The following is a 25,975-nucleotide window of genomic DNA, read 5'->3' on the forward strand; positions in this document are numbered from 1 at the left end:
TATCCACAAGCTCTTAGAAATCCTTGCACAACCGCAGCGCGTCGTAGATCGCCGCGTGGGTGTTGCGCTGGGCTACGCAGTCGCCGATACGGAACAGCAAGTAGCCGTCACCCGCCTGGCTCAGCGAAGGCTGAGGCTTGATCGCGAACAGGGCTTCGATGTCCATCTGGCCTTTGTTGCGCGAGCCTTCCTTCAGCGCGTAGTAGATTTCTTCGTCCGGCCGCACGCCGTTCTCGACCACGACCTGGTCGACCACCCGCTCCTCTTTGGCGCCGGTGTATTCGTTCTCCAGCACCGCCACCAGCTTGTCGCCTTCGCGGTAGACCTTCTCCAGCATCATGTCCCCGGTCATGATCACTTCTTTCGGGTACATGCTGCGGTAGTAAGTCGGGAACGACGTACCGCCGATGGCCACACCCGGCTTGATGTCGTCAGTGACGATTTCGACCTGGCTGCCCTTGTCGGCGAGGAAGTCCGCCGTCGACATCCCGGTGAACTCGCAAATGGTGTCGTAGACCAGCACGTTCTTGCCAGGCGCCACCTTGCCGTCGAGGATGTCCCAGCTGCTGACCACCAAACCTTCAGCCGCGCCCCAGTGTTCGTTCTGTTCCAGGAATGGATGACCGCCGACGGCGAGTACCACCACGTCCGGACGCAAATCGAGAATGGTCGCTGCATCGGCCGCCACGCCCAGGCGCAGGTCGACTTTCAAGCGCGCCAGTTCCAGCTGGAACCAACGGGTAATACCGGCGATCTGGTCTCGTTGCGGAGCCTTCGAGGCGGTAGTGATCTGCCCACCGATGAATTCTTTCTTCTCGAACAGAGTCACGTCGTGGCCACGTTCGGCCGACACGCGTGCAGCTTCCATCCCGGCAGGACCGGCACCGACGACGACAACCTTGCGCTTCACACCCGTCGACTTCTCGATGATGTGCGGCACGCCCATGTATTCACGGGAGGTCGCGGCGTTCTGGATGCACAAAACGTCCAGGCCCTGGTACTGACGGTCGATGCAGTAGTTGGCACCAACACACTGTTTGATCTGGTCGACCTGGCCCATCTTGATCTTGGCGATCAGGTGCGGGTCCGCGATATGAGCGCGGGTCATGCCGACCATGTCGACGTAACCGCCTTCCAGAATACGCGTCGCCTGGTTCGGGTCCTTGATGTTCTGCGCGTGCAGTACCGGAGCCTTGACCACTTCCTTGATACCGGCCGCCAGGTGCAGGAACGGCTCCGGTGGATAACTCATGTTGGGGATAACGTTGGCCAGGGTGTTGTGGGTGTCGCAACCCGAACCCACGACGCCGATGAAGTCGATCATGCCGGTGTCGTCGTAGTACTTGGCGATCTGCTTCATGTCCTCATGGGACAAACCATCCGGGTGGAATTCGTCACCGCAGATACGAATGCCGACACAGAAGTCCGGACCGACTTCCTTGCGCACAGCCTTGATCACTTCCAGGCCGAAACGCATGCGGTTCTCGAAGCTGCCGCCCCATTCATCGGTACGTTTGTTGACCCGCGGGCTCCAGAACTGGTCGATCATGTGCTGGTGCACAGCCGACAGTTCAACACCGTCCAGGCCACCGGCCTTGGCCCGTGCCGCTGCGCTGGCGTAGTTGCCGATTACCCGCCAGATTTCTTCCGGCTCGATGGTTTTGCAAGTCGCACGGTGCACCGGCTCACGGATGCCCGACGGCGACAGCAGGGTCGGCCAATGCTCGCCATCCCAGCGCGAGCGACGACCCATGTGGGTAATCTGGATCATGATCTTGGCGCCATGCTTGTGCATGGCGTCGGCCAGATTCTGGAAGTGCGGAATGATCCGGTCGTCGGCCAGGTTGACCGATTTCCACCAGCCTTGCGGGCTGTCGATGGCCACGCTGGAAGAACCGCCGCAAATCGCCAGGCCGATCCCGCCCTTGGCTTTCTCTTCGTAATATTTGACGTACCGATCGGTGGTCATGCCGCCGTCGGTGGCGTAGACCTCAGCATGCGCGGTGCTGAGCACGCGGTTGCGGATGGTCAGTTTGCCGATTTGAATCGGTTGAAACATTGCTTCGAAAGCCATGGCGGGTTCCTCGACTTACAACGGCTTGACGGTGAACAAGCCGTCGTCGTGGCCTTCTTCGGAGCCACCGTAAACCTGTTCGGCCACAGTGCGGATCGAGCTGCCACGGGCCTGAAGAATCTGGTCCATGGCGCCGGCGAACCAGCCAGTGAACATGTAATCGACCTTGCGTCCGACCTTGCCGTACACATAGACGAACGCCGAGTGTTCAAGCTTGACGCTGGCGGTGCCTTTGTCCAGGTCGATGTCCTGGATCTTGAACAGGCCCCAGCCACGTTGCGACAGGCGCTTCATGTAGTGCTCGAACACCGCAACGCCTTCCAGGCCGTGGCATTCAGCTTCTTTTTCACACCAGTGCCAGGCGGATTTGTAGCCGGCCTTGTAGAGGATCTCGGCATAGGCGTCAGCGCCCAGCACTTCCTCGATGCCCATGTGGTTGTTGACGAAGAAGTGACGCGGCACATACAGCATCGGCAGGGCGTCAGAGGTCCAGACACCGGTTTCGCTGTCGACTTCGATTGGCAATTGCGGGGCGATTTTGGCCATGAATAAAACTCCAGAATTCGATGTATTGAGGCGATTTGTAGCAGCTGCCGAGCCTGCGAGGCTGCGTTGGGCGGCGAAGCGGCCCCCGAGGGCGGTCCTGCGGACCGCAACGCAGCCTCATACTTCGGCAGCTGCTACAGCGATTGTTGTTGGAAAGTGGCGTTATTCGCCCCAGACGTCTTTGAGGACGTTGACCCAGTTTTCGCCCATGATCTTGCGCACCACGCGCTCGGAATGACCGCGCTTGAGCAGTGTCTCGGTCAGGTTCGGGAACTCGCCCACGGTGCGGATGCCCAGCGGGTTGATGATCTTGCCGAAGCTGGTCAGACGACGGGCGTAGCCCTTGTCGTGGGTCAGCATTTCGAAGAAATCCTGGCCATGGCCCTGGGTGAAGTCGGTGCCGATACCGATCGCGTCTTCACCGACGATGTTCATGGTGTATTCGATGGCTTCGGCGTAGTCGTCGATGGTCGAATCGATGCCTTTGGCCAGGAACGGCGCGAACATGGTCACACCGACGAAACCGCCGTGATCGGCGATGAACTTCAGTTCTTCGTCAGATTTGTTGCGCGGGTGCTCTTTGAGACCCGACGGCAGGCAGTGGGAATAGCAAACCGGTTTTTTCGATTCGAGAATGACTTCTTCGGACGTCTTGGAGCCGACGTGGGACAGGTCGCACATGATGCCGGCGCGGTTCATTTCCGCGACGATTTCACGACCAAAGCCAGACAACCCGCCATCACGCTCGTAGCAACCGGTGCCCACGAGGTTCTGGGTGTTGTAGCACATCTGTACCACGCCAACCCCGAGCTGCTTGAAGATCTCGACGTAGCCGATCTGGTCTTCAAACGCATGGGCGTTCTGGAAGCCGAAGATGATCCCGGTCTTGCCCTGTTCTTTGGCGAGACGGATGTCGGCAGTGGTCTTGACCGGAATCACCAGGTCGCTGTTCTCGCGAATCAGCTTCTGGCTGGCGGCAATGTTGTTGATGGTCGCCTGGAACCCCTCCCACACCGAAACGGTGCAGTTGGCCGCGGTCAAACCGCCCTTGCGCATGTCTTCAAACAGCTCGCGGTTCCACTTGGCAATGATCAGCCCGTCGATAACGATGCTGTCGGCGTGCAATTCGGCTGGGCTCATCAGGCTGTCCCCTTGTTAGCGATTCATGCGCCGAATCGTCTGCCGGCGCTTTGGGGTCAGCATATGCCTGAGGGCAGTGGCAGCCGGGTGCAAAAACGACAGGGGAATTGCCGAAAGCGTCAATACGCGACAAAGGGTCTCAACACAGGGCCAAAGCCGATCTGTTCTTTGCCTTGCGCTTGAGCCAGAATTCGTCGCATTACTGGATTTAGGGCAACGCAATGAAATCGATCTTCCTGGCTTTGGCACTGATAGCGACCGGCGTACAGGCGGCTGAAGAGGCCGACACCTCGCCGTGCGACGCAGTGGAAAACGACCAACAGACCGTGGAATGCTCGGCCTATAGCAAAACCACCGCCGAACAGTTGCTCAACGACAACTACAAAAACCTGGTCGAGCGCATGCAGGCGCTCTACGCCAACAACAAAACCCAGCTCAACGACATCACCAACAAACTTAAAACCGCTCAGCAGCAGTGGCTGAAGCTGCGCGACGCCGATTGCGCGGTCGAGGCCTTCCCTGCTGCGGCGGGCAGCAAGGCTTACACCATTGCCCACAACGACTGTGTGGCGCGGATGAGCGATGAGCGGTCGGAGTTTCTGGAGTCGGTTGGGCAGGAGTAAGAGACCGCTGGGCGTCCGTTATGACGCTGGACCGGGGTTAAGAGACAACCGCTTGTCTGTTATTCATTTGGGCTTGCGATCTTGTCGCGAGTGAGACCCTTTGCGACGCTCGATGCTCGAAGGTATGCGACCATCACCGCAAATAACGCACTCCAGGTCTCCCCATGAAAATCTGCGGCATCGAAATCAAAGGCAGCGAAGCGATCATCGCCGTTGCCTCCCTCGACAATCAGGTGCTGAGTCACCTCGCCATCGCCACCAAAAAAATCGCCCTCGAAGACGACGATGACGCCGTCAACGTCAAAGCCTTCGCCACACAGGTCGCCGCGTTTATCCACAACAACGGCATCGAACGCGTCGCTATCAAAAAGCGCAGTAAAAAAGGCGAGTTCGCCGGCGGCCCGACGACGTTCAAGATCGAAGGCGTATTCCAGCTACTGGAAAACTGCGAAGTCACCCTGCTCTCGCCGCAGACCATCAATGCGCAGAACAAGAAGTTCGACTTCGCCCTGCCGGCAACGCTGAACAAGTATCAGCATGAAGCGTTCAAGGCGGCGTGTTCGGCGTTGACGAAAGGGGCGTCCTGATACCGCTGTTACGCCTTCACACTCTGCCGCCGGTCTTCGCGCGGACACTGCGCAAACCTCGCGCGATAACTGCGGGTGAAGTACGACGGCGACTCAAACCCGCAGGCAATGCTCACCTCCAGCACGCTCATGTCGGTCTGACGCAGCAGTTGTCGGGCCTTCTCCAGCCGCAAACCCAGATAGAAATTGCTCGGTGTGTCGTTGAGGTGCAGGCGAAATAGTCGCTCCAGCTGACGGCGCGTCACTTTGATCGATTCGGCCAGATCCAGAGTGCTCAATGGCGGCTCGCTGTGCTGCTCCATTTCGCCGATCACATGCACCAGTTTCTTGTTGCTGATGCCGTAGCGGGTGGCGATTTGCATACGCTGGTGGTCTTTGCGCGGGCGGATGCGGCCGAGTACGAATTGTTCGGACACCTGGATCGCCAGTTCCGGGCCGTGGGCCTGGCCGATCAGGTCGAGCATCAGGTCGATGGACGCCGTGCCGCCGGCCGAGGTGATACGTCGACGGTCTATTTCGAAGAGTTCCTGGGTCACGCTCAGCTGTGGATAAGACTCCTTGAAGGCGTCGATGGCTTCCCAGTGCAGGGTCAGACGGTGGCCGTCGAGCAAACCGGCTTCGGCCAGTATGAAGCTGCCGGTGTCGATGGCACCGAGGGTCACGCCATCGTGGTCGAGTCGGCGCAGCCAATGCTCCAGCACGGGGGTAGCAAACTTCAGCGGTTCGAAACCGGCCACCACCAATAAGGTCGCGCCCTTCTTCAATGGCTCCAGCGCCGCATCGGCGTTGACCGACATGCCATTGCTTGCCAACACCGCGCCGCCGTCAGCGCTCAGCACATGCCAGCGGTACAGCTCGCCACGAAACCTGTTGGCCACGCGCAACGGTTCGATGGCCGAGATAAAGCCGATCGCCGAAAAACCCGGCATCAATAAGAAGTAGAAATCCTGAGACATGGAACGCACTCGGATGACGGGTAGCGTGGGAACCGTGATACGCCGATTCAAGGCACCATTCAAGACCACAGGTCGCTGCTGTGCAAGAGCTGGTCGCCGCTGTGCGTTTTCACACGCCTTGAGCTGCGTAACTTGGCATCACCGGCGCACAAAGACACCGGAACCCACAATAACGACCTGCCGAGGAACCCACCATGAAACGACTGATCAGCAGCTGTGTTCTTGCACTCAGCGGTACCGCTTTCTTGAGCTCCGGCGTCATGGCGGCCGAACCCGCCGCGTGCCAGAACGTGCGCATGGGCGTAGTGAACTGGACCGACGTGATCGCCACCAGTGCCATGACTCAGGTCCTGCTCGACGGCCTCGGCTACAAGACCAAACAAACCAGCGCCTCCCAGCAAATTGTCTTCGCCGGCATCCGCGACCAGCGCCTGGACATGTTCCTGGGCTACTGGAACCCACTGATGACCCAGACCATCACGCCGTTCGTCGATGGCAAGCAAGTCAAAGTCCTGGCCGAACCAAGCCTGAAGGATGCACGGGCGACCCTGGCTGTACCGACTTACCTCGCCGACAAAGGCCTGAAAACCTTTGCCGACATCGCCAGGTTCGAAAAAGAGCTGGGTGGCAAGATCTACGGTATCGAACCGGGCTCGGGCGCCAACACCCAGATCAAGGAAATGATCGCCAAGAACCAGTTCGGCCTGGGCAAATTCCAGCTGGTCGAATCCAGCGAGGCCGGCATGCTCGCCGCGGTGGATCGCGCCGTGCGGCGCGACGAAGCCGTGGTGTTCTTCGGCTGGGCGCCGCACCCGATGAACGTCAACGTGAAAATGACCTACCTCACCGGCAGCGAAAACGCTCTCGGCCCGAACGAAGGCTCGGCCACCGTCTGGACCGTCACCGCACCGAACTACGCCAGCCAGTGCCCGAACGTCAGCCGCTTGCTCAGCAACCTGACCTTCACTGCCGAAGACGAGAGCCGGATGATGCAGCCGCTGCTCGACCACAAGGACGCTTTCGAGTCGGCCAAGCAATGGATCAAGGATCACCCGCAAGACAAGCAACGCTGGCTTGAAGGCGTGACCACCTTCGACGGCAAACCGGCTGCCGAGAATCTGCAACTGACCAACAAGTAATACCGATATAAACCACCGATTCGCAGCCGATGACGGCTGCGAACGGGCCCGCTACGCCCAAAAAACCACGCCCCAAAAAAACGGCCTGAAGGAAATCGCACCATGAACCACGACGTCATCATCACCTGCGCACTCACCGGTGCTGGCGACACGACCGCCAAGAGCCCGCACGTGCCGGTCACCCCGAAACAGATCGCCGCCGCTGCGGTGGAAGCCGCCAAAGCCGGGGCCACCGTGGTCCATTGCCATGTGCGCGATCCTGAAACCGGCAAGTTCAGCCGCGACGTAGCGCTGTACCGCGAAGTGATGGAGCGCATTCGCGAAGCGGACGTCGACATCATCGTCAACCTCACTGCCGGCATGGGCGGCGACCTGGAAATCGGCGCCGGTGAAAATCCGATGGAATTCGGCCCGAACACCGATCTGGTCGGCCCGCTGACTCGTCTGGCCCACGTTGAAGAGTTGCTGCCGGAAATCTGCACCCTGGACTGCGGCACCCTGAACTTCGGCGACGGCGACACTATTTACGTCTCCACCCCGGCGCAACTGCGCGCTGGCGCCAAACGCATTCAAGAGCTGGGCGTGAAGGCCGAGCTGGAAATTTTCGACACCGGTCACCTGTGGTTCGCCAAGCAGATGATCAAGGAAGGTTTGCTGGACGACCCGCTGTTCCAGCTGTGCCTGGGCATCCCGTGGGGCGCGCCGGCAGACACCACCACTATGAAAGCGATGGTCGACAACCTGCCGGCCAATGCGGTCTGGGCCGGGTTCGGCATCGGCCGCATGCAAATGCCGATGGCCGCCCAGGCGGTATTGCTCGGCGGCAACGTGCGGGTCGGTCTGGAAGACAACCTCTGGCTGGATCGCGGCGTGCTGGCCACCAACGGTCAATTGGTTGAGCGCGTTTCGGAAATTCTCAGCCGCCTCGGTGCCCGCGTTCTGACCCCAGCCGAAGGCCGGGCGAAGATGGGCCTGACCAAGCGCGGTTAACCCCAACCCACGGCTCCCTTGTAGGAGCCGAGCTTGCTCGCGATGACGTCGGAACATCCGGAACATCTTCTGCGGCTGAAAAACCGCTATCGCGAGCAAGCTCGGCTCCTACAGGGATCACCAAACTCTTTAGGAAGTCACCATGAGTTTTATCACCGAAATCAAAACCTTCGCCGCGCTGGGCAGTGGTGTCATTGGCAGCGGCTGGGTTTCCCGCGCCCTCGCCCATGGCCTTGATGTGGTGGCCTGGGACCCGGCGCCCGGTGCCGAAGCCGCTCTGCGCAAACGCGTCGCCAATGCCTGGGGCGCTCTGGAAAAACAGGGCCTGGCACCCGGCGCGTCACAGGATCGTCTGCGCTTTGTCGCGACCATCGAAGAGTGCGTGAAAGACGCCGACTTCATCCAGGAAAGTGCCCCGGAACGCCTGGAACTGAAACTTGAGCTGCACAGCAAAATCAGCGCTGCGGCCAAACCAAATGCGCTGATCGGTTCCAGCACTTCAGGTCTGTTGCCGAGCGAGTTCTACGAGGGCTCGACCCACCCGGAACGCTGCGTGGTCGGTCACCCATTCAACCCGGTGTACCTGCTGCCATTGGTGGAAGTGGTCGGCGGCAAAAACACCGCACCCGAAGCCGTGCAAGCGGCGATGAAAGTCTACGAATCCCTTGGCATGCGCCCGCTGCATGTGCGCAAGGAAGTCCCTGGCTTCATTGCCGACCGTCTGCTCGAAGCGCTGTGGCGTGAAGCGCTGCATTTGGTTAACGATGGCGTAGCGACCACCGGCGAAATCGACGACGCTATCCGCTTCGGTGCCGGTTTGCGCTGGTCGTTCATGGGGACCTTCCTGACTTACACCCTGGCCGGTGGCGACGCCGGTATGCGGCACTTCATGGCCCAGTTCGGCCCTGCACTGCAGCTGCCGTGGACCTATCTGCCAGCGCCGGAACTGACCGACAAGCTGATCGACGACGTGGTCGACGGTACCAGCGATCAGCTCGGCAAACACAGCATTTCGGCCCTGGAACGCTATCGTGATGACTGCCTGCTGGCGGTGTTGGAAGCGGTAAAGACCACCAAGGCCAAGCATGGCATGACCTTCAGCGAGTGATGTCGATCGTTCCCACGCTCTGCGTGGGAATGCAGCCCGGGACGCTCCGCGTCCCAAAGACGTGACGCAGAGCGTCACAGGAGGCGTTCCCACGCAGAGCGTGGGAACGATCATGTCTGGAGATAAACATGCCTGCCCTCACCACCTACAACACCAAAATCATCCCCGACTGGGTCGACTACAACGGCCATCTACGCGATGCGTTTTATCTATTGATCTTCAGCTACGCCACCGACGCGCTGATGGATCAACTGGGCATGGACAGCAACAACCGCGAAGCCAGCGGCAACTCGTTATTCACCCTCGAACTGCACCTCAACTACCTGCACGAGGTGAAACTCGGTGCCGAGGTTGAGGTACACACCCAGATCATCGGCCACGACCGCAAACGCCTGCATCTCTATCACAGCCTGCACCTGGTCGGCGAAGAGCAAGAACTGGCGGGCAATGAGCAAATGTTGCTTCATGTCGACCTTGCCGGCCCACGTTCCGCCCCCTTCAGCGAACCGGTTCTGAACAAACTGCTGGCCATCACCACCCTGCAGTCCGACCTGCCAGCACCGGCCTACATTGGCCGGGTGATCGGCCTGCCTCCGGAAAAATAACAAACCAAAAACAAGGAGATCGCCATGAACACCGCCGCCGCTTTTGCCGACTTCCGCAGCTATCCGTTGATCAGCGCTTTGACCGCCGTACAAGCCCGGGCGGACGGTGTTCAAGTGCAATGGGCCGATGGCCGATTGAGCCCGTTTCACCATCAGTGGTTGCGGGACAACTGCCCCTGCCCGGCCTGCGTCTATACCGTGACTCGCGAACAGGTACTGGAAATCGTCGACGTCGCCGAAGACCTGGCACCTTCCTTGACCCATATCGATGCCGACGGATGCCTGTGCATCGATTGGCAGGACGGTCACAGCAGCCGCTTCGATCCCGGCTGGTTGCGGGCTCATGCTTATGACGACGAATCCCGGGCAGAACGTCGTGCCAGCAAACCGAAAAGCCAGCTGTGGCACAGCGACCTGAAACTGCCGGTGTTCGAGTATCAAGCAGTGATGGACGATCCCAAGGCGCTGCTGCAATGGCTCTTGGCGCTGCGCGATATCGGCCTCACTCAAATCCGTGGCCTACCCACCGAACCGGGCTCGCTGACGCAGATCGCCAAGCGGATTTCCTTTATCCGCGAGAGCAACTTCGGCGTGCTGTTCAACGTGCAATCCAAGGCTGACGCCGACAGCAACGCTTACACAGCGTTCAACCTGCCGCTGCACAGCGACCTGCCGACCCGCGAGCTGCAACCGGGGCTGCAATTCCTGCATTGCCTGGTCAATGAAGCGGACGGCGGCGAGAGTATTTTTGTCGACGGTTTTGCCATTGCCGAAGCCTTGCGCCAGGAAGATCCGGAAGCCTTTAGCAGCCTGTGCGACATCCCTGTGGAGTTTCGCAACAAGGACCGCCACAGCGACTACCGCTGCCTGGCGCCGATCATCGCCCTTGACGCACTGGGGCAAGTGTCGGAAATCCGCATGGCGAACTTCCTGCGGGGGCCGTTCGATGCATCAGTCGAGCAGATGCCCAAGCTGTATCAGGCCTATCGACGCTTTATCGCCATGACCCGCGAAGCCCGTTTCAGGCTTATCACCCGGCTCAATCCTGGTGAGATGTGGTGCTTCGACAACCGCCGCACGCTCCACGCCCGCAACGCCTTCGACCCCACCAGTGGCGCCCGGCATTTCCAGGGCTGCTACATCGACCGTGATGAATTGCTGTCGCGGATATTGGTGTTGCAGCGCTAGAGGAGATCGTTCCCACGCTCCCGCGTGGGGATGCATCCCGTGACGCTCTGCGTCACAGCCGGAGCGGACGCAGAGCGTCCATGGCGGCGTTCCCACGCAGAGCGTGGGAACGATCTCCTCTCTCCAATCCCCAGACAAAAAAAGCCCCGATCAAGCCGTGACAAGATCGAGGCAGAGGTTGTTTCTGAGGAGCTTTGCGCAGAGGGTGACCAAACCGTCGACACGTCAGCTGAGGCTCAGTGTGCCCAGTCATCGTCCCTGCAAGTTAGCCGAAAACGACCTGTTCATAGGTATCGCGGCCATTGCGACAATTCCTCCTTGCCCCCACCCATCGCCCCTACCAGAATCGAGCCACGACAATGTTCCCTGAAGAAGGATAGCGTCATGATGCACGCCGATTTGATAGACCAGGAAGACCTGTTGGGCCAGCTCAAGGCTCTTGGGTTTGAAGTCCCGAGTGGCGCCACTGCAGAGCAGGCCTGTGAATGCGCGGTACGCGGCTTGAACGATGTACGAGCCATGACCCTGAGAACCATGGTCAAGCAGATGTACACCAGCAGCGCGACGATTCTGCCCGCTGTGCGCCAGGCGATAGACAAGCAACTGCTGCCGGCATTGGCGCAATATCAGCAAAGCCGTAGCGCCTGACAGGAAGCCTTTGATCGTTCCCACGCTCTGCGTGGGAACGCAGCCCAGGACGCTCCGCGTCCCTGCCGAAGCGGACGCAGAGCGTCCATTGAGGCGTTCCCACGCAGAAAGTGGGAACGATCAGCTGTTAGAGCCTTACGCTAGCAAACGTCGACTCGTTACGCGCCTGGCTCAACGCCGACAACGGCCCGGACAACGGGGCCAATACCAGTGCCTGCGGAATCGGCATCATCGCCACTTGTTGTGCAGTGTTGGAACCGACGCGTTCATCGCGTGGCGGAATGCCGAAGTATTCGCGGTAGCACTTGGAGAAGTGTGGTGTGGAGACGAAACCACAGACCGACGCCACTTCGATGATCGACATCGGCGTTTGCTTGAGCAACTGCCGGGCACGGATCAGGCGCAATTTCAGGTAGTAGCGCGATGGCGAACAGTGCAGGTATTTCTGGAACAGACGCTCCAGCTGACGCCGCGAGACGGTGACATACACCGCCAGCTCGTCGAGGTCGATCGGCTCTTCCAGGTTGGCTTCCATCAGCGCGACGATTTCCTGCAACTTCGGCTGGTTGGTGCCGAGCATGTGCTTGAGCGGCACGCGCTGGTGATCCTGTTCGTTACGAATGCGTTCGTAGACAAACATCTCGGAGATCGCTGCCGACAGTTCACGGCCGTGATCACGGCTGATCAGGTGCAGCATCATGTCCAGCGGCGCGGTGCCGCCGGAGCTGGTGAAACGGTTGCGGTCGAGGGTGAACAAACGAGTGCTCATGGCGACACGCGGGAAAGCTTCCTGCATCGACGCCAGGCATTCCCAGTGCACGCTGCAATCAAAGCCGTCCAGCAGACCGGCGCAGGCCAGGGCCCAGCTGCCGGTGCAGACCGCTCCGAGGCGACGGGACTGACGTGCCTGGCTTTGCAGCCACGACACGTGCTCACGGGTCACGGTGCGTTGAATGCCGACACCGCCGCAGACGATGACGGTGTCCAGGGCGGGCGCTTTGTGCATGGAGGCGTCGGGGGTGATTTGCAGACCATCGCTGGCCCAGACCTGGCCGCCGTCGACGGTGAGGGTCGTCCAGCGATACAGCTCGCGACCGGACAATTGGTTGGCCATGCGCAGGGGTTCTACTGCGGAGGCCAAAGAAATAAGCGTGAAATTGTCCAGCAGCAAAAAGCCGATGGATTGAGGCGCACGGTTCTGGGGTTGAGCTCCAGAGTTGAACGACGTCATCGCGGTATCTCCTCACACAAAGCGGGTGATGGCCTCAGGCGGAGGCTCTTGTTATGGCCATCGTTCTCTCGCGGAGACGGGCTTTGTTATGACAGAGCAATTGCCATGCCTAAAGTTGAATGCGCATTCAATAACTCCTGAAAACGACGTCGCGATGCGTCTATATAGCCCCCGCGCGGAGTGAGGGTTATAAGCGAGGAAGAGGTGTGTAGGCGCTTTGCCCCGGGGGCTGTGAGCAAATCGGTAGCACTTGTGGGAAAAGCACTGAGAACCCTTGGGAAAGAGTGTCACCTCAAGCACGGGTGACCAACGGTCAGGGTCGAAATCGAGCCCTGACCTGAGGGTGTTTCTCTTAACTGTAAGCGACGCGCCAAAAAGCAGCGCTTATTCGAATCAGTGTTCACTTACCGCGCAGTTTTGACTGGTCTGACGCCATCGCGAGCAAACTCGCTCCTACAAGGGGACGCAAAACCTGTAGGAGCAGCCGGTCGACGCTCGATTGCTCGCGATGAAGGCCACTCGGTTTTACTGGTGTACTGCGCTCAACATTCCACCGCACTCACCGCCAGCCCACCGCGCGAGGTCTCTTTGTATTTGTCGTGCATGTCGGCACCGGTGTCGCGCATGGTGCGGATGACCCGGTCCAGGGAGATAAAGTGCTGGCCATCCCCACGCAGGGCCATCTGTGCGGCGTTGATGGCCTTTACTGCGGCAATCGCATTACGCTCGATACACGGCACTTGCACCAGGCCGCCCACCGGATCGCAGGTCAGACCCAGGTTATGTTCCAGGCCGATTTCCGCCGCGTTGCACAGTTGCTCCGGTGTCGCGCCGAGAATTTCCGCCAGCCCGGCCGCGGCCATGGCGCACGCCGAACCGACCTCACCCTGACAGCCGACTTCGGCACCGGAAATCGACGCGTTCTTTTTACACAGAATCCCGATCGCCGCCGCACTCAGGAAATAGTCGACGACATTGGCATCGGTCACCGCTTCGCTGAATTTCATGAAGTAGTGCAGCACCGCCGGGATGATCCCTGCCGCACCGTTGGTCGGTGCCGTGACCATGCGCCCGCCGGCAGCGTTCTCTTCGTTGACCGCCAGGGCGAACAGGTTGACCCACTCCATGGCGCTCAAGGTCGAGCCGATCACGTTGGGTTTGTTCAGCTCTTGCAGGCTGCGGTGCAGCTTGGCGGCGCGGCGTCGCACATTAAGACCACCGGGCAGGACGCCTTCGTGCTTGAGCCCTTGCTCGACACAGTCCTGCATCGCGCGCCAGAGCTTCATCAAACCACTGCGAATTTCTTCTTCCGGGCGCCAGACCTTCTCGTTAGCCATCATCAGTTCGGCGACACGCAGGTTGTGTTTCTTGCAGAGGCTGAGCAGTTCGACCGCGCTGGAGAAATCGTAAGGCAGCACAGTCCGATCAAGGTCTACCACACCGCTGCTGGCTTGCGCCTCGTCGACGACAAAACCGCCACCAATGGAGTAATAGGTGTCGCGATGCAGCTCGCCTGCCTCGCCTTCGACGACCAGGGTCATGGCGTTGGGGTGGAACGGCAGGTTCTCATCGATCAAGCGCATGTCCCGCGCCCATATAAAGGGGATCGGCAAGCGACCGTCGAGCAGCAGCGTGCCGGTTTCGCGCAGGGTGTTAATACGCACGCCGATCTGCGATGGATCAATGGCGTCCGGCCACTCACTCATCAGCCCCATGATCACCGCGTTGTCGCTGCCGTGACCGATACCGGTGGCGGACAGCGAGCCGTACAACTGCACTTCGACCCGCCGCACCTGATCAAGCAGACCTTGCTCGCGAAGCGTCTGGACGAATAGCGCCGCTGCGCGCATCGGTCCGACGGTATGAGAACTCGAGGGCCCGATACCAATCTTGAACAGGTCAAACACACTGATAGCCATTACCGCGAACCTCCTGATGAGCATACTCCAGGCGCCAAAGCACCCGGTGACGGAGCTGCTACGCTCAAATCGCAATCCGCCTGGATCGCCGCATCATCCGGCTTTTGCAGTCAGGCACGACGTCTCACACCGACTCGCTCATGTCCATCAACGTCGCAATCGGCCAACAGCAAGTTCTGGCCGTTTTTCGCGGTGCAGATGGACAAAAAGTGCGGTTGCAGGGCTGAAAAAATCTGTAAACGACGTTACCGACACTGGATGCGACCCTCCCTGTACTGGATACGACGCACCCTGTAGGCGTCAGATTTTCACTGGTACATGATCAGTCTCGACTCGATTGCAAGATGCTGTGGTAGAGCTGCTCCCCACACGTCTCCAACCGCAACACATAAGCGCGGTCATCCAGTCGGTAAACCGCCAAAAAAAAACATCCAGGAGTCCACCCATGAAAGGTTCCCCGTCGTTGTTGTTGGCCGCCATGCTGAGTCTGCCTGTTCTGGCTCAAGCCGCAGAACCGGCACAGTGCAGCACCGTAAACTTCTCCGATGTCGGCTGGACCGACATCACCGCCACTACCGCGACCACCAGCGTCGTCCTCGATGCCTTGGGTTACAAGACCAAGACCACCATGATTTCCGTGCCGGTGACCTACAAGTCCCTGGCCGACGGCAAGAACATGGACGTATTCCTCGGCAACTGGATGCCGACCATGGAAAACGACATCAAGGCCTACCGCGATGCCGGTACCGTGGAAACCGTGCGTACGAACCTCAAAGGTGCCAAGTACACCCTGGCGGTTCCACAGGCTTTGTATGACAAGGGTCTGAAAGATTTCAAAGACATTGCCAAGTTCAAAAAAGAACTGGACGGCAAGATCTACGGCATCGAACCGGGTAATGACGGCAACCGCCTGATCCAGAGTATGATCGACAAGAACGCCTTCGGCCTGAAAGACGCTGGCTTCAAAGTGGTCGAGTCCAGCGAAGCCGGCATGCTCTCGCAAGTCGAGCGCGCCCAGAAGCGCGATACCGCCGTGGTGTTCCTGGGCTGGGCACCGCACCCGATGAACAAGCGCTTCAAGATTGAGTACCTCACCGGTGGCGATGATTACTTCGGTCCGGATTTTGGCGCAGCCACTGTCCTGACCAACACCCGCAAGGGCTACACCCAGGAATGCAGCAACGTTGGTCAGTTGCTGAAGAATCTGGAGTTCACCGTCGACATGGAAAGCTCTCTGATGGGCAACATCCTGGACGACAAGATGAAGCCTGACGCGGCCGCCAAGGCCTGGCTGAAAAAGAATCCACAGGTGCTCGATACCTGGCTCGCTGGCGTGACCACCATTGACGGTAAACCAGGCCTGGAGGCCGTTAAAGCCAAACTCGCGAAGTAATCGTTGACGCCGGGCGGGCTAGCCCGCCCGGGCTGTTTTTTTCCTTGCATGCGGACGTTCACTACCATGCTGACTGATCACAAAATCCCCCTAGGCCAGTACATCGCTGCCTTCGTTGAATGGTTGACGCAACACGGCGCCAGCACTTTCGATGCGATCGCCACGACACTGGAAACGATGATCCATGGCGTGACATTTGCGCTGACCTGGTTCAATCCGCTGGCATTGATCGGCCTGATCGCGCTACTGGCTCATTTCATTCAACGCAAATGGGGCCTGACGGCCTTTGTCGTACTGTCTTTCCTGCTGATCCTGAACCTGGGTTACTGGCAGGAAACCATGGAAACCCTCGCCCAAGTGCTGTTCGCCACACTGGTCTGCGTGGTCATTGGCGTGCCGCTGGGCATCGTCGCGGCGCACAAGCCGATGTTCTATACTTTAATGCGTCCGGTACTCGATCTGATGCAGACCGTACCGACGTTCGTTTACCTCATTCCTACCCTGACCCTGTTCGGTCTGGGCGTGGTGCCCGGTCTGATTTCCACGGTGGTGTTCGCGATTGCCGCGCCCATCCGTCTGACCTACCTGGGTATCCGTGATGTACCGCAAGAGTTGATGGACGCCGGCAAAGCCTTTGGCTGCTCGCGCCGTCAGTTGCTCTCGCGCATCGAACTGCCCCACGCCATGCCGAGCATCGCTGCCGGCATCACCCAGTGCATCATGCTCTCACTGTCGATGGTGGTGATCGCGGCGCTGGTGGGTGCTGATGGCTTGGGTAAACCCGTGGTCAACGCACTGAACACTGCTGATATCGCACTGGGCTTTGAAGCAGGCCTGGCGATCGTATTGCTGGCGATCATGCTCGACCGTATCTGCAAACAACCCGACGCTAAAGTAGGGGGTGACGCATGAGCATAATCCGCTTCGACAAGGTAGATGTTGTCTTCTCCAAAGACCCGCGTGAGGCCCTGAAATTGCTGGACAAGGGCCTGACGCGTGATCAGATCCTGAAACAGACCGGTCAGATCGTCGGTGTCGAAAAAGCCAGTCTGGACATCGAAAAAGGCGAAATCTGCGTGCTGATGGGCCTCTCCGGCTCTGGCAAGTCGAGTCTGTTGCGGTGTATCAACGGCTTGAACACCGTCAGCCGCGGGCAGTTGTTCGTCGAGCACGAAGGCAGGCAAATCGACATCGCCTCCTGCACCCCGGCCGAACTGAAGATGATGCGCACCAAGCGCATTGCCATGGTGTTCCAGAAGTTCGCCCTGATGCCTTGGCTGACCGTACGCGAGAACATCAGCTTCGGCCTCGAGATGCAGGGTCGTCCGGAAAAGGAACGGAACAAACTGGTCGACGAAAAAATCGAGCTGGTGGGCCTGACCCAATGGCGCAACAAGAAGCCCGATGAACTCTCCGGCGGCATGCAACAACGTGTGGGCCTGGCCCGCGCCCTGGCGATGGACGCCGACATTCTCCTGATGGACGAACCCTTCTCGGCCCTCGATCCACTGATCCGCCAAGGCCTGCAAGACGAACTGCTGGAGCTGCAACGCAAGCTGCACAAGACCATCGTGTTCGTGAGCCACGACCTTGATGAAGCCCTGAAGCTGGGCAGCCGTATCGCGATCATGAAAGACGGTCGGATCGTCCAGTACAGCAAACCGGAAGAAATCGTGCTGAACCCGGCCGATGACTATGTTCGCACGTTCGTTGCCCATACCAACCCGCTGAATGTCCTGTGCGGTCGCAGCCTGATGCGCACGCTGGACAACTGCAAACGCATCAACGGTTCCGTATGCCTCGACCCAGGCGGTGACTCCTGGCTCGATCTGGCCGAAGGCAACACCATCAAGGGCGCACGCCAGAACGGCGCCAGCCTTGATCTGCAGAACTGGATACCTGGCCAGGCGGTGGAAGGACTGGGGCGTCGACCAACCCTGGTGGACTTCAACATCGGTATGCGCGAAGCGTTGCAGATCCGCTACCAGACCGGCAACAAGCTTGTTCTGCATGACAACCACAAGGTGGTCGGAATACTCGGCGACAGCGAGCTCTACCATGCGTTGCTAGGGAAGAATCTGGGGTAAGACAGCACACATAAAAACGCCGCGATCCTCGCGGCGTTTTTGTGTGTGCGATCTGTGCGATCGTTCCCACGCTCTGCGTGGGAATGCATCCGGTGACGCTCCGCGTCAGACTCAACAACGGACGCAGAGCGTCCAGGGCGGCATTCCCACGCAGAGCGTGGGAACGATCACCAAGCACAAAAAAGGAGCTCTATCCGAGCCCCTTATGCTTTAGCTATACACCCGGCCCAGGAGCTGCCGATGGCTTTCAAACTGATCGAGCACGTCACGGGTAATCTGCTCTGGAGTGAACCCCATCAAGTCATATTCCTGACTGCCGCTGTGCAGGTAAACCTCGGCACGGTAGTAACGACTGCGCACTTCAGGCTCCACATCTGCTCCTTCAGGCTGAACCGAATCGCTCGGCGCCGCCAGGTAACCCTCCAGGCTGACCTCGTAAAGGAACGGATTGCCCTCATTCATTTCCACCCGCAGGCCAATATTGCTGCGGGATTTACCCAGGTTGCTCTGCACCGTCAGGCCCAGATTACGCAGTTGCGCGGCGGCATCTTGCAGCGCCGCACTGACGTGCTTGTCCATGTAGCGTTGCACGATGGCCTGAGTCGGTTGCAGATCCAGCGCACTCAAACGTTCGCTGAAACCACGACGACCGCGAGCGGCCAATTCGGCTTGCTCCTGCTCGATCTGCACGTCCTGGCGCATGGCCTTGTGCAAACCGAACATGAAGAACACCAACACCACCGAGAACGGCAGACCGGCCAGCACCACCATGGTTTGCATGGCTTCGAAGTTACCGGCGAACAACAGACCGATGGTCACCAGCGTGATCACCACCGACCAGAAGATCCGCAACCAGTGCGGCGCGTCTTCATCGACATTGCCGCCCTTGCAGGACAGGTTGGCCATCATCACCGCGCCAGAGTCGGCCGGGGTCAGGAACAACACGAAACCGACAAAGATCGACACGCCGATCACGATTTTCGACGCTGGGTAGTGCTCAAGCAGCTGGTAGATCGCCATGGACGGCTGCTCGAGCGCCGTCTTCCCAAGCTCCACCGCTCCCTGGTTCATCACCAGATCCAAAGCCGAGTTACCGAAGATCGACAGCCAGGCCAGGGTGAAACCCAGCGGAATCAGCAGCACGCCAGCCACCAGTTCACGCACGGTACGACCGCGGGAAATACGCGCGATGAACATGCCTACGAATGGGGCCCAGGAAATCCACCAGGCCCAGTAGAACAGAGTCCACAGGCCCAACCAGCGCTCGGATTTGGCGTTGTCGGCTTCGTACACATAAAGGTCGAAGGTTTTCAGCACCACGCCGTTCAGGTAGTCGCCGATGTTCTGCACAAAACCGTTAAGCAGGTGCAGGGTCGGGCCGAACAGCAGCACGAAAATCAGCAGACCGCTGAACAGCACGATGTTCAGGTTGGACAGACGACGGATGCCATTTTCCACGCCAGACACGGCAGCGATGGTCGCCACAGTGCTCATCACGATGATTACGATCAACAGGTTGGTGTTGTTATGCTCCATGCCGAACAGGTTCTCAAGCCCCGACGACACTTGCAGCGAGCCAATCCCCAGGTTGGTCACCAGACCCAGCAGGGTCACGAACATGCCAAAGCCGTCGACCGCATGACCGGCCGCGCCTTTGACCCAACGCTCGCCCACCAGCGGATACAGCGCCGAACGCAGCGCCAGTGGCTGGTTATGACGGTAAGCAAAGTACGCCACGGCCAGGCCGACCAGCGCGTAGATCGCCCAGCCATGCAGGCCCCAATGCAGGAACGTCAGCTGCACTGCCTGACGCGCCGCCAGGTTGCTGCCGGCCACGCCTTCCGGCGGGTTGAAGTAGTGATCCAGAGGCTCGGAAGCACCAAAGTAGAGTAGCGAGATGCCGATGCCGGACGAGAACAGCATCCCGGCCCAGGCGCCATAGCTGAAGTCCGGGGTGTCGTCCTTGCTGCCCAGTTTGAGCTTGCCATAGGACGAAAACGCCAGACCGACGACGAATACCAGGTAGGCGGCGATCACCACCATGTAGTACCAGCCGAAGCTGCGCGACAACCAGGCCTGGGCTATCCCCAGCACTCTCCCGGCTTCTTGCGGCGCGGCGATGAGGATGGCGGTCAGCAGCAGGATCAATGCGGTCGAGGTGTAGAACACCCAACCGTTGACCGTCACCTTTTCGGGCGAGGTCTTTATAAGAGAGGCAGAACTCATTGCACAGATGCTCCAGGCAGTGCGAGAGAAGGACACAAGGCAAAGCGTTACCCGACCAATCGGTTAGTTGGCAGCCGATCAGCGGGTGATATAAAGACACCCCGAAAAAAGCCCGAACCCACAGGAACGGCGCGGAAAACCGGCGAGGGGTTTGCGCGAAAGAATGCTTGGCCATATGACCTCAAGCACTCGACACGTCCTTCCTCGGCGGTTAACGCCATGTCTTGAGTGGGTTTCGAGCTTTTTTGGATGCCGTTTTTCCGCCATCTACACGTAGGAAAAACCTGCAGACAGCGACGATTTGTCGCAGATCTTATTCTTTGTTGATTGAACGTTCAATCAAAACAAAATAGACTGGCCTCCACACCAGTAGTCACTAGTCGACTGCTGGCAGGCCTAAGGAGATGTGCAAGATGCCCAAGGTCGGTATGCAACCCATACGCCGCCAGCAGTTGATCGAAGCCACCTTGCTGGCAGTCGATCAGGTCGGAATGGGGGACGCCAGCATTGCGCTGATCGCCCGTTTGGCCGGTGTCTCGAATGGCATCATCAGTCACTATTTTCAGGACAAGAATGGCCTGATCGCCGCCACGATGCGGTATCTGATGAGCGTCCTGAGCGAGAACGTCACCGCGCGCCGCCAGGCGCTGGAAGATAGCTGCCCACGGGCTCATCTCCAGGTGATTATCGAAGGCAACTTCGACGCCAGCCAGGTCAATGGCCCGGCAATGAAAACCTGGCTGGCCTTCTGGGCCACCAGCATGCACCACCCGTCATTGCACAGGTTGCAGCGGATCAACGATCACCGACTGTATTCCAACCTGTGTTGCCAGTTCCGCCGAGTGCTGCCGATTGACGCTGCACGCAGCGCAGCACGCGGCCTGGCAGCCCTGATTGACGGTTTGTGGTTGCGCGGCGCGCTGTCGGGAGATGCTTTCGACACCGTGCAGGCGCAACGGATTGCTTACGAATACATGGATTTCCAACTGGCTAAGCAGGAGCGCTAGAGCACACATAACCGCTCGGCCCCTGAACGGCCACTGACCAGCGATGCCCAGGCTTTACGGCACGCCCAGTGGTTAACGCCAACCACTTATGCACTTGCGAGGACACTATGGCCCGTTTCGAACTGCAAAAACTTTACATCGACGGCGGTTACTCCGACGCCAGCGGCGACGCCACCTTCGAAGCCATCAACCCGGCTACCGGTGAAGTTCTCGCACAAGTGCAACGTGCGACCTTCGCTGACGTCGAGCGCGCCGTTGTCGCCGCCGAAAAGGGCCAGAAAGTATGGGCCGCGATGACCGCCATGCAGCGTTCGCGCATCCTGCGTCGTGCCGTTGAAATCCTCCGCGAGCGCAACGACGAACTGGCCGTTCTGGAAACCCTGGACACCGGCAAGTCGTACTCGGAAACCCGTTACGTCGACATCGTTACCGGCGCTGACGTGCTCGAGTACTACGCCGGTCTGGTCCCGGCCATCGAAGGCGAGCAGATTCCGCTGCGCACCACCTCTTTCGTCTACACCCGTCGCGAGCCGCTGGGCGTCGTCGCGGGTATCGGCGCGTGGAACTATCCGATCCAGATCGCTCTGTGGAAATCCGCTCCGGCCCTGGCGGCCGGTAACGCGATGATCTTCAAGCCAAGCGAAGTCACCTCCCTGACTACCCTGAAGCTGGCTGAGATCTACACCGAAGCCGGCCTGCCGGATGGCGTGTTCAACGTTCTGACCGGCAGCGGCCGTGAAGTCGGCACCTGGCTGACCGAGCACCCACGCATTGAAAAAATCTCTTTCACCGGCGGCACCGACACCGGCAAGAAGGTCATGGCCAGCGCTTCCAGCTCCTCGCTCAAAGACGTGACCATGGAGCTGGGCGGCAAATCCCCGCTGATCATTTTCGACGACGCCGATCTTGATCGCGCTGCCGACACCGCGATGATGGCCAACTTCTACAGCTCCGGTCAGGTCTGCACCAACGGCACTCGCGTGTTCGTTCCGAGCCACCTGAAAGCCGCTTTCGAAGCCAAAATCGTTGAGCGCGTTGCGCGCATTCGCGTTGGCAACCCGCAAGACGAAAACACCAACTTCGGCCCACTGGTCAGCTTCGCCCACATGGAAAGCGTGCTCGGCTACATCGCCAAAGGTAAAGAAGAAGGCGCCCGCGTTCTGTGCGGCGGCGAACGTCTGACCGACGGCGAATTCGCCAAAGGCGCGTTCGTGGCACCGACCGTGTTCACCGACTGCACCGACGAGATGACCATCGTCCGCGAAGAAATCTTCGGCCCGGTGATGAGCATCCTCACCTACGAAACCGAAGAAGAAGTGATCCGCCGCGCCAACGACACCGAGTTCGGCCTGGCTGCCGGTGTGGTCACCAAAGATCTGAACCGCGCTCACCGCGTGATTCATCAACTGGAAGCCGGTATCTGCTGGATCAACGCCTGGGGCGAATCGGCAGCGGAAATGCCGGTTGGCGGCTTCAAGCAATCGGGCGTGGGCCGCGAAAACGGCATCAGCTCGCTGAACAACTTCACACGCATCAAATCGGTACAGGTCGAGCTGGGCGAATACAACTCGGTGTTCTAAGACTCGAGTCTTTCACCGCTCGCGAGGCCGCCTCGCGAGCAAGCTCGCTCCTACAGGTTTTGCGCGGGCCCTGTAGGAGCGAGCTTGCTCGCGATCGAGTGCGCAGCACTCGCAACGGCCCCACCTGACCCAACATCAAAGAGGGTGCATTCAATGTCCCAAGAATTCGACTACATCATCATTGGTGCCGGCTCTGCCGGTAACACCCTGGCGACCCGTCTGACTGAAGACGAAGGCGTCACCGTGCTGCTGCTCGAAGCAGGCGGCCCGGACTACCGTTACGACTTCCGCACGCAAATGCCTGCGGCCCTGGCGTTTCCGCTGCAAGGCCGTCGCTACAACTGGGCCTACGAAACCGACCCAGAGCCACACATGGATGGCCGTCGGATGGAGTGCGGTCGCGGCAAGGGCCTGGGCGGTTCTTCGCTGATCAACGGCATGTGCTACATCCGCGGTAACGCCATGGACTACGACGGCTGGGCGAAAAACCCTGGCCTGGAAGACTGGACCTACCTGGACTGCCTGCCGTACTTCCGCAAAGCGGAAACCCGCGACATCGGCCCGAACGACTACCACGGTGGCGAAGGCCCGGTTAGCGTGACCACGCCCAAAGCCGGCAACAACCCGCTGTTCCACGCGATGGTTGAAGCAGGCGTGCAGGCCGGTTACCCGCGTACCGAAGATCTGAATGGCTACCAGCAGGAAGGTTTCGGCCCGATGGACCGTACCGTGACGCCTAAAGGTCGTCGTTCCAGCACCGCGCGCGGCTACCTGGACATCGCCAAAAAGCGTTCGACCCTGCACATCGTCACCCACGCTCTGACCGACAAGATTCTGTTCGAGGGCAAACGCGCCGTCGGCGTACGTTACCTGGTGGGCAGCGCCGAAGAGCGCGTTGAAGCCCGTGCACGCAAGGAAGTGTTGCTGTGCAGCGGCGCGATCGCTTCGCCACAGATCCTGCAACGCTCCGGCGTCGGCCCGGCCCAATTGCTGAAAAGCCTGGACATCCCGGTCGTTCACGATCTGCCAGGTGTTGGCGAGAACCTGCAAGACCACCTGGAGCTTTACCTGCAGTACGCTTGCACCCAGCCGGTCTCGCTGTACCCCTCGCTGCTGCTGCACAACCAGCCGGCCATCGGTGCCGAATGGTTGTTCAACGGCACCGGTATTGGCGCCAGCAACCAGTTCGAAGCCGGTGGTTTTATCCGTACTCGCCCGGACTTCGAATGGCCGAACATTCAGTACCACTTCCTGCCGGTTGCGATTAACTACAACGGCAGCAACGGTGTGAAAGAGCACGGCTTCCAGGCGCACATGGGCTCCATGCGTTCGCCAAGCCGCGGCCGCATCCAGGTCAAATCCAAGGATCCGCGCCAGTACCCGAGCATCCTGTTCAACTACATGGCCACCGAGCAAGACTGGCAGGAATTTCGCGACGGCATCCGCCTGACCCGTGAAATCATGCAGCAGCCGGCACTCGACGCCTTCCGTGGTCGCGAACTGAGCCCGGGCATCGAGGTGCAAACCGACGAGCAACTGGACAAGTTCATCCGTGAACACGCCGAAACCGCGTTCCACCCGTCCTGCTCGTGCAAAATGGGCACCGACGAGATGGCCGTGGTCGATGGCCAGGGTCGCGTCCACGGGATGCAAGGCCTGCGCGTGATCGACGCCTCGATCATGCCGCTGATCACCACCGGTAACCTGAACGCGCCAACGATCATGATCGCCGAGAAAATCGCCGACAAGATCCGTGGTCGCAAGCCTCTGCCTCGCAGCAAGGCCAAGTACTATGTGGCGGGCAACGCCCCGGTACGTGGCAAGCCACTGCGTGAAGTGAGCCGTACCGCGCAATAACCGGCATGGCGCCAATCGCAACGGTTGGCGCCTAATCCCGTAGCAGTTGCCGAAGGCTACGTTCGGCTGCGTAGCAGTCGCAACCCGGTAAACTCGGTTCCATCCAGAAGCGGGGACTCAGGTTTTACGACTGCTGCGCAGCCGAACGCAGGCTTCGCCAGCTGCTACAGGGTTTGCGTAAACCCGCCCACACCGTTTCACCCTTGATCCCACCCCCCGCGCAGGCCTAATCTAGTCATCGCGCAAACGTTTCACCTCCCTCGCCCCCATCGAAAGCCGCCACCTGGCTGGCCACGAGGCATACTCATGTTTGATGTCGTTTCTTCGAGCAAATGGCCCACCGGCTTCCTGATCAATCCAAACGTTGAACCCCTCGATCCAAAATGGCTGAAGGAATTCAGCAAGATCCCCGCCGCTGCCGTCAGCGATTGCCTGGGCCGCAACGTCGGTGGCCTGGGTCTCAAAGCCTTCCACGGTAACGCTCCGATGCTCGGCAGCGCGCTGACCGTGCGCGTGCGCCCCGGCGACAACCTGATGATTCTCAAAGCCATGCAGATGGCCCGCCCCGGCGACGTGCTGGTGATCGACGGCAGCGCCGACCTGACTCGCGCAGTGTTCGGCGGCATCATGCGCGCCATGGCGCTGAAAGCCGGGATCGTCGGCGTGGTGATCAACGGTGCTCTGCGCGACCTCGACGAATGGCAAACCGGTGAACTGCCGGCCTACGCCATCGGCGGCGTACACCGTGGCCCGAGCACCGACGGCGGCGGTGAAATCAACGTGCCGATTTCCTGTGCCGGGATGCTCGTCGCACCAGGCGACCTGATGATCGGCGACGGTGACGGTGTGGTGGCCGCATCGCGCAGCGAACTGCCGGAACTGTTGGTGCGTTGCCACGACCTGCTGGCCCGCGAAAAAGCGACACTGGCAGCAATTGAAGCCGGCACCCTGGACCCGGATCGCTTCGACGCGATCCTGCGCGCCAAGGGTTGCCCGGTCTAACGCTAAAAGCATCGCGGGCAAGCCTCGCTCCTACGGTTTTGTGGTTGATCACACATCCATGATTCAATC

Annotated in this window: 22 protein-coding genes; 15 read left to right on the forward strand and 7 right to left on the reverse strand. The window is 59.7% G+C overall.

What is annotated here, in order from left to right; genetic code table 11:
• Positions 1-13: 13 nt before the first annotated feature.
• From dgcA to AC07VR_RS17760, 3 genes are all read right to left on the reverse strand, one after another.
• Complete coding sequence (gene dgcA / locus AC07VR_RS17750; RefSeq protein ID WP_258698727.1) at positions 14-2,074, reverse strand: dimethylglycine demethylation protein DgcA; 2,061 nt, start codon at positions 2,072-2,074, stop codon at positions 14-16.
• Between the two features lie 15 nt (positions 2,075-2,089).
• Positions 2,090-2,620, reverse strand: coding sequence for a DUF5943 domain-containing protein (locus tag AC07VR_RS17755; protein WP_007907543.1), 531 nt, complete (start codon positions 2,618-2,620; stop codon positions 2,090-2,092).
• 162 nt (positions 2,621-2,782) lie between these two features.
• A complete protein-coding gene (locus tag AC07VR_RS17760) occupies positions 2,783-3,760 on the reverse strand; it encodes a dipeptidase (protein WP_123426508.1) in 978 nt (325 codons plus the stop codon).
• 221 nt (positions 3,761-3,981) lie between these two features.
• Here AC07VR_RS17760 and AC07VR_RS17765 point away from each other — a divergent pair, with 221 nt between their 5' ends.
• Entirely contained in the window at positions 3,982-4,383 is a 402-nt protein-coding gene (locus AC07VR_RS17765) for a lysozyme inhibitor LprI family protein (protein ID WP_495012002.1), read from the forward strand.
• A 164-nt stretch (positions 4,384-4,547) separates the two neighbouring features.
• Positions 4,548-4,970 carry a DUF3010 family protein gene (locus AC07VR_RS17770; protein WP_495012003.1) on the forward strand — a complete coding sequence of 141 codons (423 nt, stop codon included), beginning with the start codon at positions 4,548-4,550 and terminating at the stop codon, positions 4,968-4,970.
• Positions 4,971-4,978: 8 nt separating this feature from the next.
• Here AC07VR_RS17770 and AC07VR_RS17775 read toward each other — a convergent pair whose 3' ends face one another.
• A complete protein-coding gene (locus AC07VR_RS17775) occupies positions 4,979-5,926 on the reverse strand; it encodes a GlxA family transcriptional regulator (protein WP_494990632.1) in 948 nt (315 codons plus the stop codon).
• Between the two features lie 194 nt (positions 5,927-6,120).
• Between AC07VR_RS17775 and choX the strand changes: the two genes are divergently transcribed.
• The 6 genes from choX (at position 6,121) to AC07VR_RS17805 (ending at position 11,604) form a co-directional block, all read left to right on the forward strand.
• On the forward strand, positions 6,121-7,065 hold the full coding sequence (gene choX / locus AC07VR_RS17780) for a choline ABC transporter substrate-binding protein (protein ID WP_495012004.1): 945 nt from the start codon (positions 6,121-6,123) through the stop codon (positions 7,063-7,065).
• A gap of 102 nt (positions 7,066-7,167) precedes the next feature.
• Positions 7,168-8,055: a 3-dehydrocarnitine:acetyl-CoA trimethylamine transferase CdhC gene (gene cdhC, locus AC07VR_RS17785; RefSeq protein ID WP_494990634.1), complete on the forward strand. Its 888-nt coding sequence runs from the start codon at positions 7,168-7,170 to the stop codon at positions 8,053-8,055.
• Positions 8,056-8,197: 142 nt separating this feature from the next.
• Entirely contained in the window at positions 8,198-9,163 is a 966-nt protein-coding gene (locus AC07VR_RS17790) for an L-carnitine dehydrogenase (RefSeq protein ID WP_494990635.1), read from the forward strand.
• A 128-nt stretch (positions 9,164-9,291) separates the two neighbouring features.
• Entirely contained in the window at positions 9,292-9,768 is a 477-nt protein-coding gene (locus AC07VR_RS17795) for a thioesterase family protein (protein ID WP_494990636.1), read from the forward strand.
• A gap of 24 nt (positions 9,769-9,792) precedes the next feature.
• Positions 9,793-10,956: a gamma-butyrobetaine dioxygenase gene (locus AC07VR_RS17800; protein WP_495012005.1), complete on the forward strand. Its 1,164-nt coding sequence runs from the start codon at positions 9,793-9,795 to the stop codon at positions 10,954-10,956.
• 384 nt (positions 10,957-11,340) lie between these two features.
• A complete protein-coding gene (locus AC07VR_RS17805; protein ID WP_347902423.1) occupies positions 11,341-11,604 on the forward strand; it encodes a hypothetical protein in 264 nt (87 codons plus the stop codon).
• A gap of 127 nt (positions 11,605-11,731) precedes the next feature.
• Here the strand turns inward: AC07VR_RS17805 and gbdR are convergent, their stop codons facing one another.
• Both gbdR and AC07VR_RS17815 read right to left on the reverse strand, forming a co-directional pair.
• Positions 11,732-12,835 (reverse strand): choline metabolism transcriptional regulator GbdR, encoded by a 1,104-nt coding sequence (gbdR, locus tag AC07VR_RS17810; RefSeq protein WP_494990638.1) that lies wholly within the window; start codon positions 12,833-12,835, stop codon positions 11,732-11,734.
• Positions 12,836-13,377: 542 nt separating this feature from the next.
• The gene (locus AC07VR_RS17815; protein WP_495012006.1) at positions 13,378-14,754 is read right to left on the reverse strand and encodes an L-serine ammonia-lyase; all 1,377 of its coding nucleotides are present in this window, start codon (positions 14,752-14,754) and stop codon (positions 13,378-13,380) included.
• Positions 14,755-15,199: 445 nt separating this feature from the next.
• Here AC07VR_RS17815 and AC07VR_RS17820 point away from each other — a divergent pair, with 445 nt between their 5' ends.
• The 3 genes from AC07VR_RS17820 (at position 15,200) to choV (ending at position 18,234) form a co-directional block, all read left to right on the forward strand.
• Positions 15,200-16,147: a choline ABC transporter substrate-binding protein gene (locus AC07VR_RS17820; RefSeq protein ID WP_494990640.1), complete on the forward strand. Its 948-nt coding sequence runs from the start codon at positions 15,200-15,202 to the stop codon at positions 16,145-16,147.
• Positions 16,148-16,213: 66 nt separating this feature from the next.
• A complete protein-coding gene (gene choW / locus AC07VR_RS17825; protein WP_494990641.1) occupies positions 16,214-17,059 on the forward strand; it encodes a choline ABC transporter permease subunit in 846 nt (281 codons plus the stop codon).
• Entirely contained in the window at positions 17,056-18,234 is a 1,179-nt protein-coding gene (gene choV, locus AC07VR_RS17830) for a choline ABC transporter ATP-binding protein (protein ID WP_495012007.1), read from the forward strand. Before choW ends, choV begins: the two co-directional genes overlap by 4 nt.
• 210 nt (positions 18,235-18,444) lie before the next feature.
• On the opposite strand, the gene AC07VR_RS17835 is transcribed toward choV, so the two are convergent.
• Entirely contained in the window at positions 18,445-20,403 is a 1,959-nt protein-coding gene (locus AC07VR_RS17835) for a BCCT family transporter (RefSeq protein ID WP_495012026.1), read from the reverse strand.
• Positions 20,404-20,873: 470 nt separating this feature from the next.
• Here AC07VR_RS17835 and betI point away from each other — a divergent pair, with 470 nt between their 5' ends.
• The 4 genes from betI (at position 20,874) to AC07VR_RS17855 (ending at position 25,906) form a co-directional block, all read left to right on the forward strand.
• Entirely contained in the window at positions 20,874-21,467 is a 594-nt protein-coding gene (gene betI / locus AC07VR_RS17840) for a transcriptional regulator BetI (protein WP_494990643.1), read from the forward strand.
• 107 nt (positions 21,468-21,574) lie between these two features.
• On the forward strand, positions 21,575-23,047 hold the full coding sequence (betB, locus tag AC07VR_RS17845) for a betaine-aldehyde dehydrogenase (protein WP_495012008.1): 1,473 nt from the start codon (positions 21,575-21,577) through the stop codon (positions 23,045-23,047).
• A gap of 153 nt (positions 23,048-23,200) precedes the next feature.
• The gene (betA, locus tag AC07VR_RS17850; protein WP_495012009.1) at positions 23,201-24,904 is read left to right on the forward strand and encodes a choline dehydrogenase; all 1,704 of its coding nucleotides are present in this window, start codon (positions 23,201-23,203) and stop codon (positions 24,902-24,904) included.
• A gap of 306 nt (positions 24,905-25,210) precedes the next feature.
• Positions 25,211-25,906, forward strand: a complete 696-nt coding sequence (locus AC07VR_RS17855; protein ID WP_029297314.1) for an RraA family protein — start codon at positions 25,211-25,213, stop codon at positions 25,904-25,906.
• Positions 25,907-25,975: the final 69 nt, after the last annotated feature.

This window comes from Pseudomonas sp. GW821-FHT02H09, from assembly GCF_059421425.1.

Bases quoted from the DNA above. Each gene is read 5' to 3' on its own strand.
- dgcA (WP_258698727.1), bottom strand. From the start codon at position 2,074: ATGGCTTTCGAAGCAATGTTTCAACCGATTCAAATCGGCAAACTGACC.
- AC07VR_RS17755 (WP_007907543.1), bottom strand. From the start codon at position 2,620: ATGGCCAAAATCGCCCCGCAATTGCCAATCGAAGTCGACAGCGAAACC.
- AC07VR_RS17760 (WP_123426508.1), bottom strand. From the start codon at position 3,760: ATGAGCCCAGCCGAATTGCACGCCGACAGCATCGTTATCGACGGGCTG.
- AC07VR_RS17765 (WP_495012002.1), top strand. From the start codon at position 3,982: ATGAAATCGATCTTCCTGGCTTTGGCACTGATAGCGACCGGCGTACAG.
- AC07VR_RS17770 (WP_495012003.1), top strand. From the start codon at position 4,548: ATGAAAATCTGCGGCATCGAAATCAAAGGCAGCGAAGCGATCATCGCC.
- AC07VR_RS17775 (WP_494990632.1), bottom strand. From the start codon at position 5,926: ATGTCTCAGGATTTCTACTTCTTATTGATGCCGGGTTTTTCGGCGATC.
- choX (WP_495012004.1), top strand. From the start codon at position 6,121: ATGAAACGACTGATCAGCAGCTGTGTTCTTGCACTCAGCGGTACCGCT.
- cdhC (WP_494990634.1), top strand. From the start codon at position 7,168: ATGAACCACGACGTCATCATCACCTGCGCACTCACCGGTGCTGGCGAC.
- AC07VR_RS17790 (WP_494990635.1), top strand. From the start codon at position 8,198: ATGAGTTTTATCACCGAAATCAAAACCTTCGCCGCGCTGGGCAGTGGT.
- AC07VR_RS17795 (WP_494990636.1), top strand. From the start codon at position 9,292: ATGCCTGCCCTCACCACCTACAACACCAAAATCATCCCCGACTGGGTC.
- AC07VR_RS17800 (WP_495012005.1), top strand. From the start codon at position 9,793: ATGAACACCGCCGCCGCTTTTGCCGACTTCCGCAGCTATCCGTTGATC.
- AC07VR_RS17805 (WP_347902423.1), top strand. From the start codon at position 11,341: ATGATGCACGCCGATTTGATAGACCAGGAAGACCTGTTGGGCCAGCTC.
- gbdR (WP_494990638.1), bottom strand. From the start codon at position 12,835: ATGACGTCGTTCAACTCTGGAGCTCAACCCCAGAACCGTGCGCCTCAA.
- AC07VR_RS17815 (WP_495012006.1), bottom strand. From the start codon at position 14,754: ATGGCTATCAGTGTGTTTGACCTGTTCAAGATTGGTATCGGGCCCTCG.
- AC07VR_RS17820 (WP_494990640.1), top strand. From the start codon at position 15,200: ATGAAAGGTTCCCCGTCGTTGTTGTTGGCCGCCATGCTGAGTCTGCCT.
- choW (WP_494990641.1), top strand. From the start codon at position 16,214: ATGCTGACTGATCACAAAATCCCCCTAGGCCAGTACATCGCTGCCTTC.
- choV (WP_495012007.1), top strand. From the start codon at position 17,056: ATGAGCATAATCCGCTTCGACAAGGTAGATGTTGTCTTCTCCAAAGAC.
- betI (WP_494990643.1), top strand. From the start codon at position 20,874: ATGCCCAAGGTCGGTATGCAACCCATACGCCGCCAGCAGTTGATCGAA.
- betB (WP_495012008.1), top strand. From the start codon at position 21,575: ATGGCCCGTTTCGAACTGCAAAAACTTTACATCGACGGCGGTTACTCC.
- betA (WP_495012009.1), top strand. From the start codon at position 23,201: ATGTCCCAAGAATTCGACTACATCATCATTGGTGCCGGCTCTGCCGGT.
- AC07VR_RS17855 (WP_029297314.1), top strand. From the start codon at position 25,211: ATGTTTGATGTCGTTTCTTCGAGCAAATGGCCCACCGGCTTCCTGATC.